Source organism: Endozoicomonas sp. SESOKO4, assembly GCF_024606275.1.
This window is the reverse complement of the sequence record NZ_JAHHPS010000303.1, coordinates 12,629-28,877: the sequence shown is the minus strand read 5'-3', so window position 1 is coordinate 28,877 and position 16,249 is coordinate 12,629. Positions and strand designations below refer to the sequence as shown.

At 46.8% G+C, this 16,249-nt stretch carries 14 protein-coding genes; 6 read left to right on the top strand and 8 right to left on the bottom strand.

Annotated elements, in window-relative coordinates; translation table 11 throughout:
• A partial coding sequence (locus tag KDK16_RS05815; protein ID WP_257275121.1) for a hypothetical protein occupies positions 1-774 on the bottom strand: 774 nt, incomplete at its 3' end.
• 524 nt (positions 775-1,298) lie between these two features.
• Here KDK16_RS05815 and KDK16_RS05810 point away from each other — a divergent pair.
• Together KDK16_RS05810 and KDK16_RS05805 are read left to right on the top strand one after the other, a co-directional pair.
• On the top strand, positions 1,299-3,008 hold the full coding sequence (locus KDK16_RS05810; RefSeq protein WP_257275119.1) for an AMP-binding protein: 1,710 nt from the start codon (positions 1,299-1,301) through the stop codon (positions 3,006-3,008).
• A gap of 284 nt (positions 3,009-3,292) precedes the next feature.
• A complete protein-coding gene (locus KDK16_RS05805) occupies positions 3,293-3,718 on the top strand; it encodes an H-NS family nucleoid-associated regulatory protein (protein ID WP_257275117.1) in 426 nt (141 codons plus the stop codon).
• A gap of 103 nt (positions 3,719-3,821) precedes the next feature.
• On the opposite strand, the gene KDK16_RS05800 is transcribed toward KDK16_RS05805, so the two are convergent.
• The 3 genes from KDK16_RS05800 to KDK16_RS05790 all read right to left on the bottom strand — a co-directional run bounded on the left by KDK16_RS05800 (position 3,822) and on the right by KDK16_RS05790 (position 8,642).
• Positions 3,822-4,541, bottom strand: coding sequence for a DsbA family protein (locus KDK16_RS05800; RefSeq protein ID WP_257275115.1), 720 nt, complete (start codon positions 4,539-4,541; stop codon positions 3,822-3,824).
• Positions 4,542-4,794: 253 nt separating this feature from the next.
• On the bottom strand, positions 4,795-6,978 hold the full coding sequence (locus tag KDK16_RS05795; protein ID WP_257275113.1) for a protein-disulfide reductase DsbD: 2,184 nt from the start codon (positions 6,976-6,978) through the stop codon (positions 4,795-4,797).
• A gap of 905 nt (positions 6,979-7,883) precedes the next feature.
• Positions 7,884-8,642 (bottom strand): SDR family oxidoreductase, encoded by a 759-nt coding sequence (locus KDK16_RS05790; protein ID WP_257275112.1) that lies wholly within the window; start codon positions 8,640-8,642, stop codon positions 7,884-7,886.
• A 177-nt stretch (positions 8,643-8,819) separates the two neighbouring features.
• On the opposite strand from KDK16_RS05790, the gene KDK16_RS05785 reads away from it, so the two are divergent.
• Positions 8,820-9,500: a class I SAM-dependent methyltransferase gene (locus KDK16_RS05785; RefSeq protein ID WP_257275111.1), complete on the top strand. Its 681-nt coding sequence runs from the start codon at positions 8,820-8,822 to the stop codon at positions 9,498-9,500.
• A 132-nt stretch (positions 9,501-9,632) separates the two neighbouring features.
• Here KDK16_RS05785 and KDK16_RS05780 read toward each other — a convergent pair whose 3' ends face one another.
• The 4 genes from KDK16_RS05780 to KDK16_RS05765 form a co-directional block, all read right to left on the bottom strand.
• The gene (locus tag KDK16_RS05780) at positions 9,633-11,435 is read right to left on the bottom strand and encodes a sodium:solute symporter family protein (protein ID WP_257275109.1); all 1,803 of its coding nucleotides are present in this window, start codon (positions 11,433-11,435) and stop codon (positions 9,633-9,635) included.
• The gene (locus KDK16_RS05775; protein ID WP_257275107.1) at positions 11,432-11,719 is read right to left on the bottom strand and encodes a DUF4212 domain-containing protein; all 288 of its coding nucleotides are present in this window, start codon (positions 11,717-11,719) and stop codon (positions 11,432-11,434) included. Before KDK16_RS05775 ends, KDK16_RS05780 begins: the two co-directional genes overlap by 4 nt.
• Before the next feature lie 376 nt (positions 11,720-12,095).
• On the bottom strand, positions 12,096-12,590 hold the full coding sequence (locus KDK16_RS05770) for a type II toxin-antitoxin system YhaV family toxin (protein WP_257275105.1): 495 nt from the start codon (positions 12,588-12,590) through the stop codon (positions 12,096-12,098).
• A 6-nt stretch (positions 12,591-12,596) separates the two neighbouring features.
• Positions 12,597-12,917 carry a type II toxin-antitoxin system PrlF family antitoxin gene (locus tag KDK16_RS05765; protein ID WP_257275103.1) on the bottom strand — a complete coding sequence of 107 codons (321 nt, stop codon included), beginning with the start codon at positions 12,915-12,917 and terminating at the stop codon, positions 12,597-12,599.
• Positions 12,918-13,400: 483 nt separating this feature from the next.
• Between KDK16_RS05765 and KDK16_RS05760 the strand changes: the two genes are divergently transcribed.
• The 3 genes from KDK16_RS05760 to KDK16_RS05750 are packed head-to-tail and all read left to right on the top strand — an operon-like array spanning position 13,401 to position 16,220.
• Positions 13,401-15,050 (top strand): GTPase domain-containing protein, encoded by a 1,650-nt coding sequence (locus KDK16_RS05760; protein ID WP_257275102.1) that lies wholly within the window; start codon positions 13,401-13,403, stop codon positions 15,048-15,050.
• A 35-nt stretch (positions 15,051-15,085) separates the two neighbouring features.
• A complete protein-coding gene (locus tag KDK16_RS05755) occupies positions 15,086-15,490 on the top strand; it encodes a hypothetical protein (RefSeq protein ID WP_257275101.1) in 405 nt (134 codons plus the stop codon).
• On the top strand, positions 15,447-16,220 hold the full coding sequence (locus KDK16_RS05750; protein WP_257275099.1) for a hypothetical protein: 774 nt from the start codon (positions 15,447-15,449) through the stop codon (positions 16,218-16,220). Before KDK16_RS05755 ends, KDK16_RS05750 begins: the two co-directional genes overlap by 44 nt.
• The last annotated feature ends 29 nt before the right edge of the window (positions 16,221-16,249 follow it).

Here is a 16,249-nt window from a genome sequence, read left to right as displayed (position 1 = left end):
CGTCGCGGTTGTTGCCATAACTATTGCAGTGCTGTTGTCAGTCATAGTGACAGGAGCCGACCCCGTCGCAGTTGTCACAATTACTGCGGTATCGTTGTCAGCCATAGTGACAGGAGTTGCTCTCTTCACGGTTGTCATAACGATTGCGGTACTGTTGTCAGCCATAGTGACAGGAGTCGCTCCCGCTGCGGTTGTGATAACTATAGCGGTACTGTTGTCAGCCATAGTGACAGGTGTCGTTCCCGCCGCGGTTGTCACAACTATTGCGGTATCGTTCTTAGCCATAGTGACGGGGACCGTTTCATTAGCGATTGTGCTAACCATTGCAGTACCATTGACAGCGGTATTGGTGGGAACGGTCGTCGTTAAAGGAGTTGTTAAAGGCGTTTTTACAGGGGCAGAAAGAAAAGCACCCGTTGCACTATACCAGTTTAACTGAGGGTCCGGATAAATGCAGCCGGGATCCGTTTCATTGAATTTTTTACAGATATAAACCTTGAGGCGCATGTTATGTGTTCGACAATGTCCGTCTTTTCTGTTACGTACTGTGCTCGATTCCCCCGTTGACGTGGATAGGAAATAGTAGTGTTTTCCCTCTTTAAAGGTCACGTCGTCTTTTCCGGCAGCATGTTCAAGAAACAGAATACTAAGAAAAACCAGGCGTGTGGGTTTGCCGCATACGTAGCGGCTTGTGAATTTGTCTTGAGGATCATCTCCTATTTCACAATTCTCATAATAGGTTTCGTTGTCCGTTAGCCATACATTTTCATACATGGTTGAGGTTTGCCTATCGTGGCCACGCATCCTGACCACAGTGGGCAGATTAGGGCAAACAAAATACAGCTGTGAGTTTAACTTTACCGATATGCTCTTGTTCTCGGCCTTCGAATATAATTCGTCTATCCACCAGGCACTTTGGTAGACGTCACGAGCATCGCATGTCTGAAACAGATGGAATAATAACAGGAGCCCGAATAAGACAAATGGCATAGTATCTATCTGGTAGATAAGTCAGAATAAAAGTAGCAGACATGCCTTCACATCTTCAGAAAATTCCACACTTTCAAGTCTTCCTTCCCATGGGCAGCAAGGCCTCTGAAACCGACCTGACTTTGCTCCATAAAAAAACAGTTATCTGCTCATACTGAAGACCTTCCAAGGAATCACAAAATCTTACAAAAATAATTCAAGACTGCCGGGTAAGCGGGTATAATGCGCTCCCGATCAGGTTTGAATAATCTGTAGATGGCCGGTGGCAGCCCGGACGACATTCACAACAATAAGACGAGGAGCTCTCCATGGAAGTAGCTTTTTGGGATGGCAAACGCGCACCCGGTATATCTGATCATATTGACTTCGGAGCCTTCTCTAATCTCAGGGAAGTGATTGCAGATGCTGTCGACAGACACGGAGACAAGCCCGCGTTCACAGGGCTGGGATTAACGCTCAGCTTTAAGGAAGTGGATCGGCTGAGCGATCAGTTTGCAGCTTACCTTCAGCAACACACCGGACTGCAGCCCGGCGATCGCATCGCACTACAGATGCCCAACATTCTGCAATACCCGGTGGTGGCCTTCGGTGCCATCAAGGCCGGTTTGGTCATTGTAAATACGAACCCCCTCTATACCGCCAGAGAGATTAAGCATCAGTTTAATGACGCAGGCGTGAAAGCTCTGGTTTGCGTCAATATTGTTGGGCACCTGATCGAAGAAGTTTTGCCTGAGACCGGTGTTGATCACCTGATAGTGACAGATCTGGCGGATCTGTTGCCCTGGCCAAAGCGCTCCATAATCAACTTTGCCGTTAAGCACATCAAGAAAATGGTGCCGGCTTATAGCCTTCCAACAGCGGTACCTTTCAGGCAGGCCCTGGCACTGGGTAGCAAGGCAACCTACAAGCCACCCAGGCCGGCTCAAAAAGAAGACCTGGCTGCTTTGCAGTACACAGGAGGAACTACCGGTGTCGCCAAGGGCGCCATGCTGACCCATAACAATCTGATCAGCAATGTTCTTCAGACAGTAGAGTTGAGAAGGCAGACAAAAGCTGATGGTAGTCCGGTTTCCAATCCTGAAGGTGATACCGTGGTAGCGCCGCTGCCTCTTTACCACATCTATGCCTTTTCGGTTCATCTATTGTCTTACTTCTCTCTGGGGGGGCACAGTATCCTGATTGCCAACCCCAGGGATATTGATACGTTCATCAAAACCATCAAGCCCTGGCGTATTAATGCATTCATTGGCCTCAACACTCTGTTTGTGGGCTTGATGAATCATCCTGAGTTCAAGAATATTGACTTTTCTGATCTGAGAGTGACCAACTCCGGGGGTACGGCACTTCAGCAGGCCACAGCAGATCGCTGGCTCGAACTCACTGGTTGCCGAATCGGTGAAGGTTATGGTTTGTCTGAAACCTCTCCGATTTTGACCGCTAACCCTGCGGGTGATTTTGTTCAGGACGGCACAGTGGGTATTGCCTTACCGGGTACCGCTCTGAAAGTCATTGATGATGAAGGCAATGATTTACCTTTTGGTGAACGCGGTGAACTCTGTGCAAAGGGCCCCCAGGTCATGGCGGGTTACTGGCAGCGCCCTGAAGCCACTGCTGAAGTTCTGGACGACGGCTGGTTCCGTACGGGGGATGTAGCCATCATTCAGGAAGACGGTTATGTACGTATAGTTGACCGCCTGAAAGATATGGTGCTGGTATCCGGCTTTAATGTTTATCCCAATGAGATTGAGGATGTTGTCGCCAGACACGAAAAAGTTCAAAACTGTGCGGTGATCGGAGTGCCTGATGAGAAAACAGGTGAGGCAGTAAAACTCTTTGTTATTCCCCAGGATGACAGTGTTACCGAGCAGGAGTTAAAGGATTATTGCCGCAAGAATATGACAGCTTATAAAGTGCCCAGACAGGTAGAGTTCAGAGTAGAGCTCCCGATGACGCCTGTAGGCAAGGTATTGAGGAAAGATCTTCGTGCACAAGAGCTGAAGAAGCTGGAAACAGTTTGATACAGTCATCGCTCTCTGCTTTAAGCCTCATTTTAGCCTTGATAGACCAGTGGCATAGACTCGTAATGAGTCTATGCCACTGGTGAGTAATAAAACTATTGCGGCTAAGCGTATGATTTAATTCGATTGGTCGTATGATTGGCTATTAAAAAGTTGTTGTTTTTTTCTTGATTCGTCAATTGTTATTTTTTTGTATCATAATTTATGTACGACACTGTTTACAGTTAGTCATTGCAATGGTACTTTTGACGCTTTCTAAATAATACCTATCCTGGTTTTTTCTAATGAATATTTTTGAAGAGTCACTGAATATCCTGAAATCAAAAGTGCAGTTGCGTAAATTGTTTCAAGGTATGCATGTTGAAGATATAGAAAGTGTTATCAAGCGCGTAGAAGCGATCCATGAAGAAAAAGTGCGTGAGCACAATGAACAGAAGGAACAACAAGGGCGCAAAAGAGAAGCTGTTGAAAGTATTCTGGGTCAAATGCATGAAAAAGGTCTGACCCTCGAAGATCTGGCGGCTTCTGCCGTTGCCGAGAAAGTCAGAAAAGGAAAGCCAAGACAGCGTTATCAGTTTCAATATGAAAAAGGAGATGGCTCTGTGGTCAGCTGGGAAGGTGCTACCACAGGTCGTATCCCGGCAGAGTTTACTGAGTATCTCTCAAAAACTGGAAAAGAACGTAAAGACTGTATTGTTGCCGAACTTTAATATTCTTCAGCTCAGAAGTTATTATTACTTGGCCTGATAGATAGCCAGGAACTCAAATAAAAAAACCGGATGACTCCGGTTTTTTTATTAATCGGATTTAAGATCAGAGACGTTGCTTGATCATTTCTTTCAGTGCGCCTTCTTCGGTGAAGCCTCTTAACACTTCATCAGGGAATACCAGTGCCGGTGTTCCACGAATGCCAAGCTCCTGTGCCAGACGCAGGTTCTCATCAAGTTGCTGAGTGACAGACTCGTCCACTTTCAGATTGTCAGCCTCAATGCCCTCTGCTTTCAGTGCAGCTTTAATAGTGCTGCTGCTATGTCTGCCAGGCTTGGACATCAGACGCTGGTTAACAGGCAGGTATTTACCCTTGTCCTGCTTAAAGGTGGCCAGGGCCATTTCCGCAGCTTCGCGAGACTCAGGACCGAGGACAGGGAGTTCCTTGATGACAATTTTTACGTCAGGGTTCTCTTTAACAATTTTCTTCAGAATAGGATCCTGACGCTTGCAGAAGCCACAGTTGTAATCACCAAAGTAGGCAATAGTCACCTTGGCTTCAGGATTGCCCATAATGGGGTTCTCAGGGTTCTCAAAAAGCACTTTTTGACGGGCTTCCAGCATCTGCTTTTCGGCATTCTGCTGAGCGGCGATTTCTCGCTTTCTTAGCTCGTTCATGGCTTCAACCAGAATGTCCGGGTTTTCTATCAGGGTTTTACGAACCAGCTCTCTGACTTCTTGCTGTTGCTGATCATCCAGAGGCTCTGCCTGAAGGTTGAGCGAGCCCATCAGTAAGGTGGTGGTGAGAATAAGAGTTTTTTTCATGGTGCTCTTCTGTGAGTCGGTATTTGTTTCCCTGAGTCGTTGCTGAAGCTCATGAGAGTGAGGTTCGCTTCAGGGGCGATATGGCTTTGATTGTCACTTTGTCATGATTAAATGGCAATGGCAAAGACTAATAAGCCGGGCTATCTGACTCTGGAGCCCTTCTGCTCGTATTACTTCGGGGCTCAGGTCATTTAACAGCGAAAAGCATTTCATCATGATTTTATGGGAAGCTTTTCAGGCTGATTTCATGAATTTACATGGATGTCGCCTTCTCGATAGCTGCTGTTACAGTGTCGTGGTCGAGAATAACCGGCAGCGGTATTCCTTCAGGAGCACCCGGACCGTAGATAATATTGAAGGGCACACCAAATCGTCCATTCTTCTGAAGGTAGGCATTAATTTCTTCTGAAGGACGGGTCCAGTCTCCCCGCATGGTCACAACAAAGTCCTGCTGTAGGAGACTGTTGGTGGGATCCCTGTCGATGACCCTGATCTTGTTGGCTTTACAAGTGATACACCAGTCAGCGGTGACATCAACAAAGATGACTTTTCCCTTAGCGACCGAGCTGGCAATTTCCTGCTCATTCAAGGTTTTCCAGGTTAGGTTGTCTGATGTTGATTGCTCCGGTGTGAAGAAACCGGTCGACCAGGCCCCGAAGAGAACTATCGCCATTGACAGAAATAATGAGGGCAGTAGCAATAATCCTTTTCCTGATTGAGGCATCAAACTGGTCAACAAGGCGTGCAGGATCATAAGGGTTGGAATCACGGCAATAATCAAAAGCAGATAGACTGGCAGGAATACCTGAAGCAGACTGATTAGCCACAGAGAAGTCACCAGCAGCATCAGTGCCAATATACGGCGAAGGTTGATCATCCACTGTCCGGGTTTTGGCATCCACTTCAACAAAGAGGGTCTGGCAGCAATCAGCAGATACGGAAGGGCAAGACCTATGCCCAGGGCAGTGAAAATGGCAAACAGGTTGAAGCTGTTAGTCGACAAGGCAAAGGCGACGGCGGTTCCCAGGAATGGAGCTGAACAGGGCGTTGCCAGAAGTGTTGCGAACATGCCCTGAACAAAGTGGCCTGCAGTACTGTTATCACCTGCTGTAGCCAGTTTAGTCGACAGGAAAGAAGGCAGGCGAATTTCAAACATGCCCATCAGGTTGGCAGCAAAAAGAGCAGTCACCACTACCATGAAACCAATAAACCACGGATTCTGGAACTGAATACCCCAGCCAATACTGTTGCCAGTCAGCTTGAGTATCCAGAGGAAGGTCGCCAGTAACCAGAAGGAGAAAATAATGCCTGCCGCAGAACTCAGAAACTGTTTACGAGTGAGGCTGGCTTCCTGACCTGATGCATGGAGTACGGAAGAGAGTTTCATACCAAGAACAGGAAGAACACACGGCATAAGGTTAAGGATCAGGCCGCCCAGTAGAGCCAGACCCAGTAATACTATCAGGCTTGCTGCACCGCTACCTCCAGACAGTGAAATGGCAGTACCCTCTTCGACAGGCAGTGTTTTTTCAAGGCCACTGTCTCCGTTGAGAAGGGTGACTGTGACAGATTCACCCGACAGGTTGTATTCACCCAACCAGCTTGACGCATTCATAATGGCCTGAAGCTGATTACCCACAATGGTCACTTCCGGCAGACTGAAGGTTATCTCTTCCTGGCCATCAATAATGACGTCAACGGCTTTTTCCCAGCCAGTTTCAGACTGGGCAGTGACAACAACCTTGTTGTTTTCTTTATCCCATACAACAGATTCTGCGCTTAGCCCTGTGTCAGGCATATTCGTCGGAACCCTCGAAAGCGCTTTATCGATCAGGAATGATGCTTGCGGGTCTGCTTTCAGATCAGTGGGGGTAAACTCCAGTTGAATCTCATAATCTGTCAGAACGCAGACCGTGGTGCAGGAAGACAGGCGCAGTCTGGCATTGATGGCGACAGGCTGACTCAGGTCTTTGACCTGAATCAGAAGAGGAAAAACAGTGCCGTTTTTATAGCCAAGTGTGTGCAGCCCCAGCATTTCTATGCGTTCCGGAACAGGCCAGAGCCACTCAACATTTTCTATATTACTGCTGCCTTGTGGCTCTTCTGTTCGCCAATCGATTTCGGGCGGAATTCCGGCCTCACCGGGTGATCGCCAGTAAGTCTTCCAGTCACCTGATAACTGCACTTCCAGTGACGCATAAAGTTGGCGGGTGGTTGGGTCTGCTTCACCAGAGAAGTGTAGCCTGACTCTGGCCTCAGGCTGTTGAGGGTTCACCAACCAGTCCGTTGACAGAGCATAGGCAGGTCGATTGAGCAGCGAAAGAAGGAGTACCAGACATAAGCTGAAGAGCATAAGCAGGGTATTTTTTCTGCTGTTTTCCGGAGCGGTTGAAGTGCAGCTCGTCTGTGAGTGCTGATTAAACGATCGTATTTTCATGTATATCCCGATAAATTCAGGCAAACCTCAAGTCAGTTGAGTAGGGCCAAAGACTGGACGGTACAAAAAAGACCTGAGTCTATCTCGACATTGGCACCTTAGCCTGAAAAAACATTGTCAGGGTAAAATGTGGCCGACCAGCGGCCGACCTCTATCAGTCCTATGGAGAATACGTTGGGCTCTGGTGACTGGATTCAGGAAAATGACTTTTCTTTGAAATTTTTTTTCTGTTTTCTTATTCACTTCGGCTTCTAAGTTGTCGCCATGCGGATGCTGTGGCTGGCCTTTGTTCGTGTATTTATTCCTGACTTGAATTCTTTGAGTGTAAAAGCTATGAAATCAACCAACAGCTGGCTCCCATCTGAAATATCAGTCGATTGCACTTTTAGAGAAACAAGCCCAAGGTTTGCAAAAAAGTGTCGTTCAATGCCTGCTTCACTGCAAAAGCTTTGTGCAATCGTTAATAGCCTTTGCTATTGGCTGCGATCAAGGCGGCTTTGATAGGCTCAACACCCGGCTTGATCAGATTTCTATGTTGCGGTCAATTTTTTTGAGTCCGGGTGACTATTGTGAGAAATCCGCCCATTGGCAGGGGGGCCGGTGTTTGGCTGGCACTCATTGGTAGAAAGGTGTGGTAAGTGTTTTCAACAAAATAACTGATTAACACACTGAATTACTTGTGGATAACTCATGAAGTGCCTGAGATTACAGGGTGTTTTTGCATTGGTTGAAAAATAATCAGACGAGAGTGCCTTGGGTATATCAGGTCTGATGAAATCAGTATATATACGTTATTTGTTGTTTATTAGATAACAAAATTTTGTGCATAACCTGCTTCAATAATTGTTTTTTTGAGACTGTGTTCAAAGCTGTAGCCTGCTTAGAGCAGGCTACAGGCAGAAGTCTCAGTGATTACGATCCACATCAAAAGCTGCAAAAGCCTGCTGAACCGGCATGATTTCCATAGCATTAATATTGACGTGGGCCGGCCTGCTTGCGACCCAATAGATGCTTTCGGCGATATCTTCTGCTGAAAGGGGTTTCATGCCCTCATAAACGGCATCGGCTTTAGATTGATCTCCATCGAAACGCACGACTGAAAATTCAGTTTCTGCCATTCCGGGTGCGATATTGGTCACTCTGATGCCAGTCCCCAGAAGGTCAGAACGAAGATTCAGGGAAAACTGTTTTACAAACGCCTTGGTACCACCATAAACATTGCCACCAGGGTAAGGATAAGTCCCGGCAACCGACCCCAGGTTTATAATACTGCCACTGTTGTTTTTCTTGAGGGCAGGTAAAAGAGCATGAGTGATTAAAACCAGTCCTTTAATGTTGGTATCAATCATGTTCATCCACTGTTGTGTATCACACTGGTCGGCCGGTTTAGTGCCCAGGGCCAGACCGGCATTATTGATCAGAGTATGGATGTCTGAAAAAACTTCCGGGAGAGTGCTTACCGCTTTTTGAATCGCAGCTTCATCTCTCATATCAAACACGAGGCAGTGAACCGGGCAGGATGCTGAGAGTTCCCTGGCCAGTGATTCCAGACGTTTTTTTCTTCTGCCGGTAATTACCAGCTGCCAGCCTTGTTCAGTGGCAAAACGACGGGCACAGGCTTCACCAAAGCCGGAAGTGGCTCCGGTTATAAATACAGTTTTCAAGCTCAAGGGGGGCTCCTTGGAGGTCAGATCGGGTCTTTTTCATCTTCCTTATTATGTCAGATTCCCAGAATTATTATTTTTTTAGTGTCAGCGAGACTCCTGGCCATTGCTGTTGCGTAGCCTAATGTCTTCTATAGTGAGTGTCGATTACTGATTCCTTCATTGGGGTACTCCACTATGACTGTTCCACGCAGCAAGATAACGAACGAACAGGTTCACAGAGGCCAGGCCGTTTATTCAAAGGGAGTTCTGAACATCTATGATATCGCCGTACTGGGTATCTCCAACCGCCTTGTCTGGCAATGTCCGACACCCATACTTTTGGACTGGTTTAATCAGCATGTCAGCAACCCGCATCTGGATATAGGTGTGGGCACGGGCTATTTCCCTGATCACTGCCAGTTCCCAACCTGCCGACCATCGTTGACATTGGTAGACCTTAACACCAACTCGCTTGACTACGCTGGGCAGCGATTAAAAAGATATCAACCCAGTACTCTGGTGCATAACGTTTTTAAACCTTTTACCACCTTGCCGGTAAATAGCTTCAGCTCGATTAGCATTAACTATTTACTGCACTGTCTGCCCGGCAGCATCCATAGCAAAGCTGTCGTGTTCGACCACTTTAAGCCATTGCTGAATGAAGGTGGGAAATTGTTTGGTGCCACCATTCTTCGTAGTGGAGTAACTCGTACTTTGCTAGCGAAAGCTCTTATGGGCATATACAACCGGAAGGGGATTTTTAGCAATCAGGAAGATCATCTGGATGGGCTAGAGCATGAATTGTGCTCAAGATTTAATAGTGTGGACATTCAAGTGACGGGTTGCGTAGCTCGTTTTGTAGCCATCAATAAATAAGTGCAGGAATAGATCTATACCTATAATGAGAACACCCTCTGGTCTGCTGTTGATCCTATCGACTCTGTACACAAAGTATCCCACGGCTTAGCCGGGAGTGATCAGGCCCGAAGGCCTGATGTCAAAGAGAAGTTATCCGAAATCGCTGGCAGGTGTGCTACCACCGACTACTGGCTGGCTGGAAGTTGCACCCCGTGGCACGCGGATGTCTTCCACAAGAGTCTGGATATGCTTGGGGGGGGGCGCAGTCAGATGACAAACCACCATGGATACACTGAAGTTGATCAGCATGCCCAGTGTGCCAATACCTTCCGGAGAGACACCAAACCACCAATTTTCTGCTGTGTTGGCAGCGGGGTTGATGAATTTGAAGTAAACGATGTAGGCGAAGGTGAATGCCAGGCCAGTGACCATGCCGGAAATAGCCCCTTCACGGTTCATACGTTTATAGAAGATGCCCATCAGGATGGCCGGGAAGAAGGAGGCCGCAGCCAGGCCAAAGGCAAATGCCACCACTTGTGCGACAAAGGCCGGTGGATAAATACCAAACAAACCTGCAATAACAATGGCTACGCCTGCGGCGATTCGGGCAGCCAGCAGTTCCTGCTTGTCAGAGATATTTGGCATCAGGTTCTTTTTCAGCAGATCGTGAGACACCGAGGTTGAGATCACCAGGAGCAGTCCCGCAGCTGTTGAGAGTGCAGCAGCCAGCCCGCCTGCCGCAATCAGGGCTATGACCCAGCCTGGCAGCTGAGCAATCTCGGGGTTGGCCAGAACCATAATATCGCGATCAACATACAACTCATTCTCACCGGCAGATGGATGGTTGGATACCAGACGTTCGCCGCTTATACCTCGCTCAGAAGTAAACTGTGGTTTGCCTTCCATTGGTCGACCGTCAGTGTACTGGATTTTTCCATCTTCATTCTTGTCGATCCAGGCAATCAGACCGGAGTTTTCCCAGTTGGAGAACCATTCGGGCAGATCTTTGTAATTGGATTCACTCACGGTATTCAGCAGATTGATTCTTGCAAAACTGGCCACAGCAGGGGCTGTCGTATAAAGGACAGCGATGAACAACAGGGCATAACCAGCAGACTTACGAGCGTCACGAACCGTCGGGGTGGTGAAGAATCTGACAATAACGTGAGGCAAGCCTGCGGTACCGACCATCAGTGCCATGGTGATAAAGAACACATCGATAGTGGATTTAGAGCCATCTGTGTATTGTTTGAAACCCAGTTCCGTCGAGAGCCCGTTCAGTTTTTCAAGAACCGATTGTCCGGTACCTGTTACCTCACTGCCAAAGCCCAGCTGGGGAATGGGGTTGCCGGTAATCATGATGGATATGAAAATAGCAGGAATCATAAAGGCAAAGATCATCACACAGTACTGTGCGACCTGAGTGTAGGTGATCCCTTTCATACCCCCCAATACGGCGTAGAAAAAGACAATACCCATACCGATCAGAACACCCATGGTGATGTCCACTTCCAGGTAACGTGAGAATACGATGCCAACGCCTCGCATTTGGCCTGCTACATAGGTAAAGGAGATGAAGATGACGCAGATCACTGCCACTACACGCGCAGTCTGCGAATAGTAACGCTCACCCACAAAGTCCGGCACTGTGAACTTGCCGAACTTTCTGAGGTAGGGAGCCAGACACATGGCCAGCAGCACATAACCGCCGGTCCAGCCCATCAGGTAAACCGCTCCGTCACGACCAACAAAGGAAATAATACCGGCCATTGAAATAAAGGAAGCGGCAGACATCCAGTCGGCCCCCGTTGCCATACCGTTAGCGACCGGGTGAACGCCTTTGCCGGCAACATAATATTCACCCGTGGACCCTGCCCGTGACCAGATAGCGATGGCAATGTAGAGGGCGAAAGAGGCGCCGATGAAGAGGTAAGTCAGCATTTCAGTGCTCATGCTTCTTCCTCCTCTTCATAGACATTGTATTTATGATCCAGACGGTTCATCTGCCAGGCATAAACAAATATCAGTATCACAAAGGTGTAGATAGAACCCTGCTGGGCGAACCAGAAGCCCAGAGGGAAACCGCCCAGCTGAAACTGGTCAAGGTGATCAACGAACAGGATTCCGGCGCCGTAGGAAACTGCAAACCAGATGACGAGAAGGCTGAGTAACAGGCGGATATTCTCGCGCCAATAAGCGGCCGCTGCCGCTTTCCCGGGGTCTATAGGTTGTGCCACTGTGGGATTCTCCCATAATTATTATTGGTATCAGAGTCAGCGATCTATGAGTCTCGCAGGTGCAGTGACCACCATAGCAGGATATGCCGTATCTGCCTTTTCGACTTTAGGCTAATAAGAGGTATTGTGCCCATTCTCACTCTGTGACCCACAGGGTCTAAAAGCATGGGAGCCAGTAATTTGCGACACCCTCAAACAGCTTGAATCCTTGCGGGCTGACAAGAAATGGGTTCGACTGAGCTCCCACCGTATCAGCATTTTGTGATTTGTGCCGACCGTGTAGCAAGCGACACACCTGTCTTTATTATCCCCCCGGTGACTTTCATGGAAGATGTCGCCTCAAATTATGAAGCTAAATCACAATGCTGAAGAAGCTCTATCCATCAATTTCATTGAAGAATTCATCCAGATCCTCAATGCCTTGGGATTCATTCATGAGATCCTGCCAACTGTCAGGAGGCGTTCCCGCATTTACCAGTTTCTCAAACACCGAATATGCATCGGTCTTGCTACCGTAGGCACGTTTGGTTTTTTCGTCATTTACCCAAGCATATATGATGATTCTGGCTGCTTCGTCATAGCGGAAAAACAGCCGGTACTGTTGAAAAAACTTAGCTCGAAACCAGTGTTTTCTGGCTTTTCCAAGCGTCAAGCCTTGGCGGTATATAGGGTCAGAGGGATTGCTTGGAACCCGTTCAAACGCCAACTGGATTATTGCCGCCAGTCGTTTTGTGGCGTTTTTCTTTTGAAAGGAATCAGGATGCTGCTGTTTCAGTTTTTTGACCTCGACAGCCAAACTCTTGAGTTGTGCGACAAACATGGGGTGGGCCAGAATCGTCCAGCCATGAAAGTCATTACGGATGGAAGGCATTGCCGATCAATCCTCACCAAGAGTCTCATCAAGATCAGTATCAATCTCCCCAACCAGATCATTGAGCTTCCGGGCAAGCTCCGGGGAAACCGGCTTAAGTGTTTGGGGATGGTTTTTCATATCCTGCTCAAGAAAATCCAGGAAGCCTCCTATTACGGGGTCTCCCTCGTCACTCTGGTACTTGGAAAGCAGGACACTGCCATCGGAGCGAATCTCATACTGAAGCTTTTCCTGCTTGTTTAATTCCAGCGCCTTTCTGACCGAGGCCGGAATAGTCGTCTGGTAACGATCCGTCAGCGTGGATCGATCTACGAACACATTTTTCATGATGAAACCTTCGGGTGTTAACTATCAATTATCATAGTAATGCGAATGCATTACTGTGTCAAAATCGTGGTTGCGGCTAAAACAGTTATCAAGCGGGCACTGAACGCCCTGCTGACGGTAGTTCGGGGCTTATGCCCATTTCCACGCTGGGATCCACAGGGCCTAAAAGCGTGGGAGCCAGGGTTTTGCGATACCCTGACACGGGCGGGGATATAAGGCAAAAAGGCCGCGCAAGTGCAGAGCGTTTCGGTTGCCTGTCTGTACATAGTTGGCTAAATTCACTACTGGTCTGTCACGACAAAGATTCACGGTAACGAAAACTAAGCACTGTTAAGCTCTTGAAGGATCAGACGAGCTTAAACCCATACCTAAGTGATCCGTTAAAGCAGCGATAAACCACACAAAAGACCAACAAATAATCAGGAGCACCCTGTTCCTGCTGATGGGGGCCTCTACTTAATTCCTCTTCGATGGGTACCCGCAATGAGCCCTCCAGTTCCGATAGTTATCCTCGCAATCGCACTCAGCCTGACCGCTATTAAGTCAGAGGCAAACCAGGGATACCCGGAATGGCAACCTCCCCAACTCATCAGCGAACAGGGAAATCTTAAAACACGATTCTGGTCAACGCCTAAACGCAAACAGCAGGAATCCTTGCGGACTGACAAGAAATGGGTTCGATTGACCTCCCAGCCATACCAGAATTTTGTGATTTGTGCTGACCGAGTGGCAAGCGAGACACCCGCCTTTATTACCCTCGCAGAAGATGGAAAGCAGACTTACTCTTACCAACTCACCATAACGGAGCCAGAAACGACACTGGAAATCCTGCACCCAAAAACATGCACCGTTGATAACAGTATCTACCCATACCATTTCCTTGACCTGCTGCATTCAGAGAAACCTTTCCTGGCTGTTGAAGGTAAACCCGAATACATACGACAAAACACTTCTACTAATAATGGTGGAGGGCTACCACCTTCCTTTTTACCCTCAGAAGGCACCATTCTTACCGAAGGTGGAGGCGGTTTCAGCTTTGATGACGATCAGCAGCACAAAAAACGACCGCCCTGGATTCCTTTCCAGACCAGTGACGCATACAGTCTAATGGTACTTCCCGCCCTGAGACTGCCTGAAGGACTGAGGGATTTTATTCCCGGAACCCGGCTTTATTACGATTTGTTAGATCAGCTTGGGTATAGCGAAGAGATCAATATCATACTGCGTACTGATGGCCACAAACCCGTCAGTATTCCTGTCCGTCGTGACGAATGTTCAGAGCTGGCGGAATATATGACCAGTGCCCCAGCGTTGCTGAACTGGCTGACATCAAAACTGAATGGGCGGGAACAATTGGTTGATTTGCTACTGGATGTGCAGACGCACTTTGATGGAAGCGATACAGCCAGTGAGAAGGAATTTCTTGAGGCTGTTGAGAAGCAACTGGCCTCTGTACTGGAACAGAATGACAGTGAATTTAATTTGCAATTTGAGCTGGACTGGCTGGAAAGCCTGACCCGGAAAGAACAAATTCATGACTCAGTTCCGGATATTGGTGTTATTTATGATGGGGGTGAAATCAGCAAATTGTTACATCAAGGGATGAATGGGCAGGGATCGATTCAGAAAAGGGGGAATACACCCTCTTCTACAGGGCAGCAGAGCAGTGATGCAGGGAGTTCAGGAAGGCAAGATAGAGTTAATAAAACGGGCTTCAGTTCTGAAGAAGAGGGTGGGCAAAGCGGGCAAGCCGATAAAGGAGATGGCTCTGTGAATAACGATCGTCAAAAAGACACTGCCCAAGACCAAGGAAATGAAACGGTCGACATTCTCTTTTTGGGGCCTTTCAGTACAGGCAAGACATCCCTGATAAATGCAATCTTGGGATACGAAAAGTTACAGAATATTCAGGACGCCCCTACACTCGAGGAGGATCCTGTTGTGACCGTATCACAAGTAAGGTTCCGGTCATTAATTGGAACTGGGCACGAAGACAACCCTACCTCTGAGTTTGTTATTCGAAATGCTAATTTTATCGGTAACCCAGACGTCATTGTTTTTGTGATGCAGCAAGATCTTTCAAGTGAGTCTAACTATGGACTATTGGACCAGCTGAAAAACAAGGTTTTTTAGGGAAAATAATTTTCGTAAGAAATAAGCTTGACGCATTGATTAAAATAGAAAAGGACAGTGAAGTACAAGGCTTAAAGACTGAATACAAAGCTAAAATAAATGCAAGGGTTAAATTTGAGGAAAAAATCACAAAGTACTATGCAGACAATTCAAAGCCTCCAAAGCTTGTTTTCACTCAAGCTGATACAATAATCACCTCAAATATAGATGCTTTAAATTCAGCTATTATTGAACAACTTGGTGGAAAAGAAACCTGTAAAGGGAAAATATATTCAAGGTTTTTGCGTAGCAGAATATATAATGATTCTTTTTTTAGAACAAAAGTAGATAAAGCATTAATGGAATCATTTAAAACTACTGAAGAGCCTTTGTCTGCTATTGCCAGAATATTGGATTTTGACATCAACGACCTTAAAAGAAATCGCACAAAAATTAGATAGTTTTTTTAATGGAATAAGCCTTGAAGAAAAGTGCGAGGAAATAAAAAGAGAATTTGGTGCTGAGCTAAGTACTATGACGACCACTGCATATAAGGATGTAGTCTTCTATTACTACACGCGAAACAAGTTTTTCCTCTGGCTATATGCAGTACCTAAATCATTTCTGCATATTTATTTTAGTGAAGGCTTTTATACATACATTAAGGAATATTATCACTCGAACTATAGGTCAGATAGAATGGAGCATGTAGATGAGGGTTATAAACCAATAACTGAATTTTTTGCTGAATTTGAGGACGATCACCCTCTAACAGGTAAGCAAGAAAAGGCTATTGAGGCAGTACATGAAATTTATGCACCTCTTCTTAGATGGCTGGAGGGTTACGTTTTGGGGCCTAAAGAGGGTGACATTGTGAGGCCTAAAAAGGATAAAAAGCCACAAACTCCCTCACAAACTCTCCTAGATGAAGCAAGTGAGAGTAGACCAAACATTGATCGTATTGTAGAAGCTCTTGAAAAAGGAGCTGATCCTTTCGCGAGAGAATATGGTAGCTACACAACTGCAACCCATAATCTGTTTAAGAAGCTTAGTGCGAAAGAGCTGAGAACTTTAAAAGAGCCTCTTAAAAATTCATTAATAAGGAAAAAGTTATATGGAGGAAACTATTCTTTTTCTCTACATCTTTTTGATAATAAAAATGAAGAAAAAAGCCACCTGTTGACGAGTTAATAGAACGTTCTGATCTTCCCGATAAAATT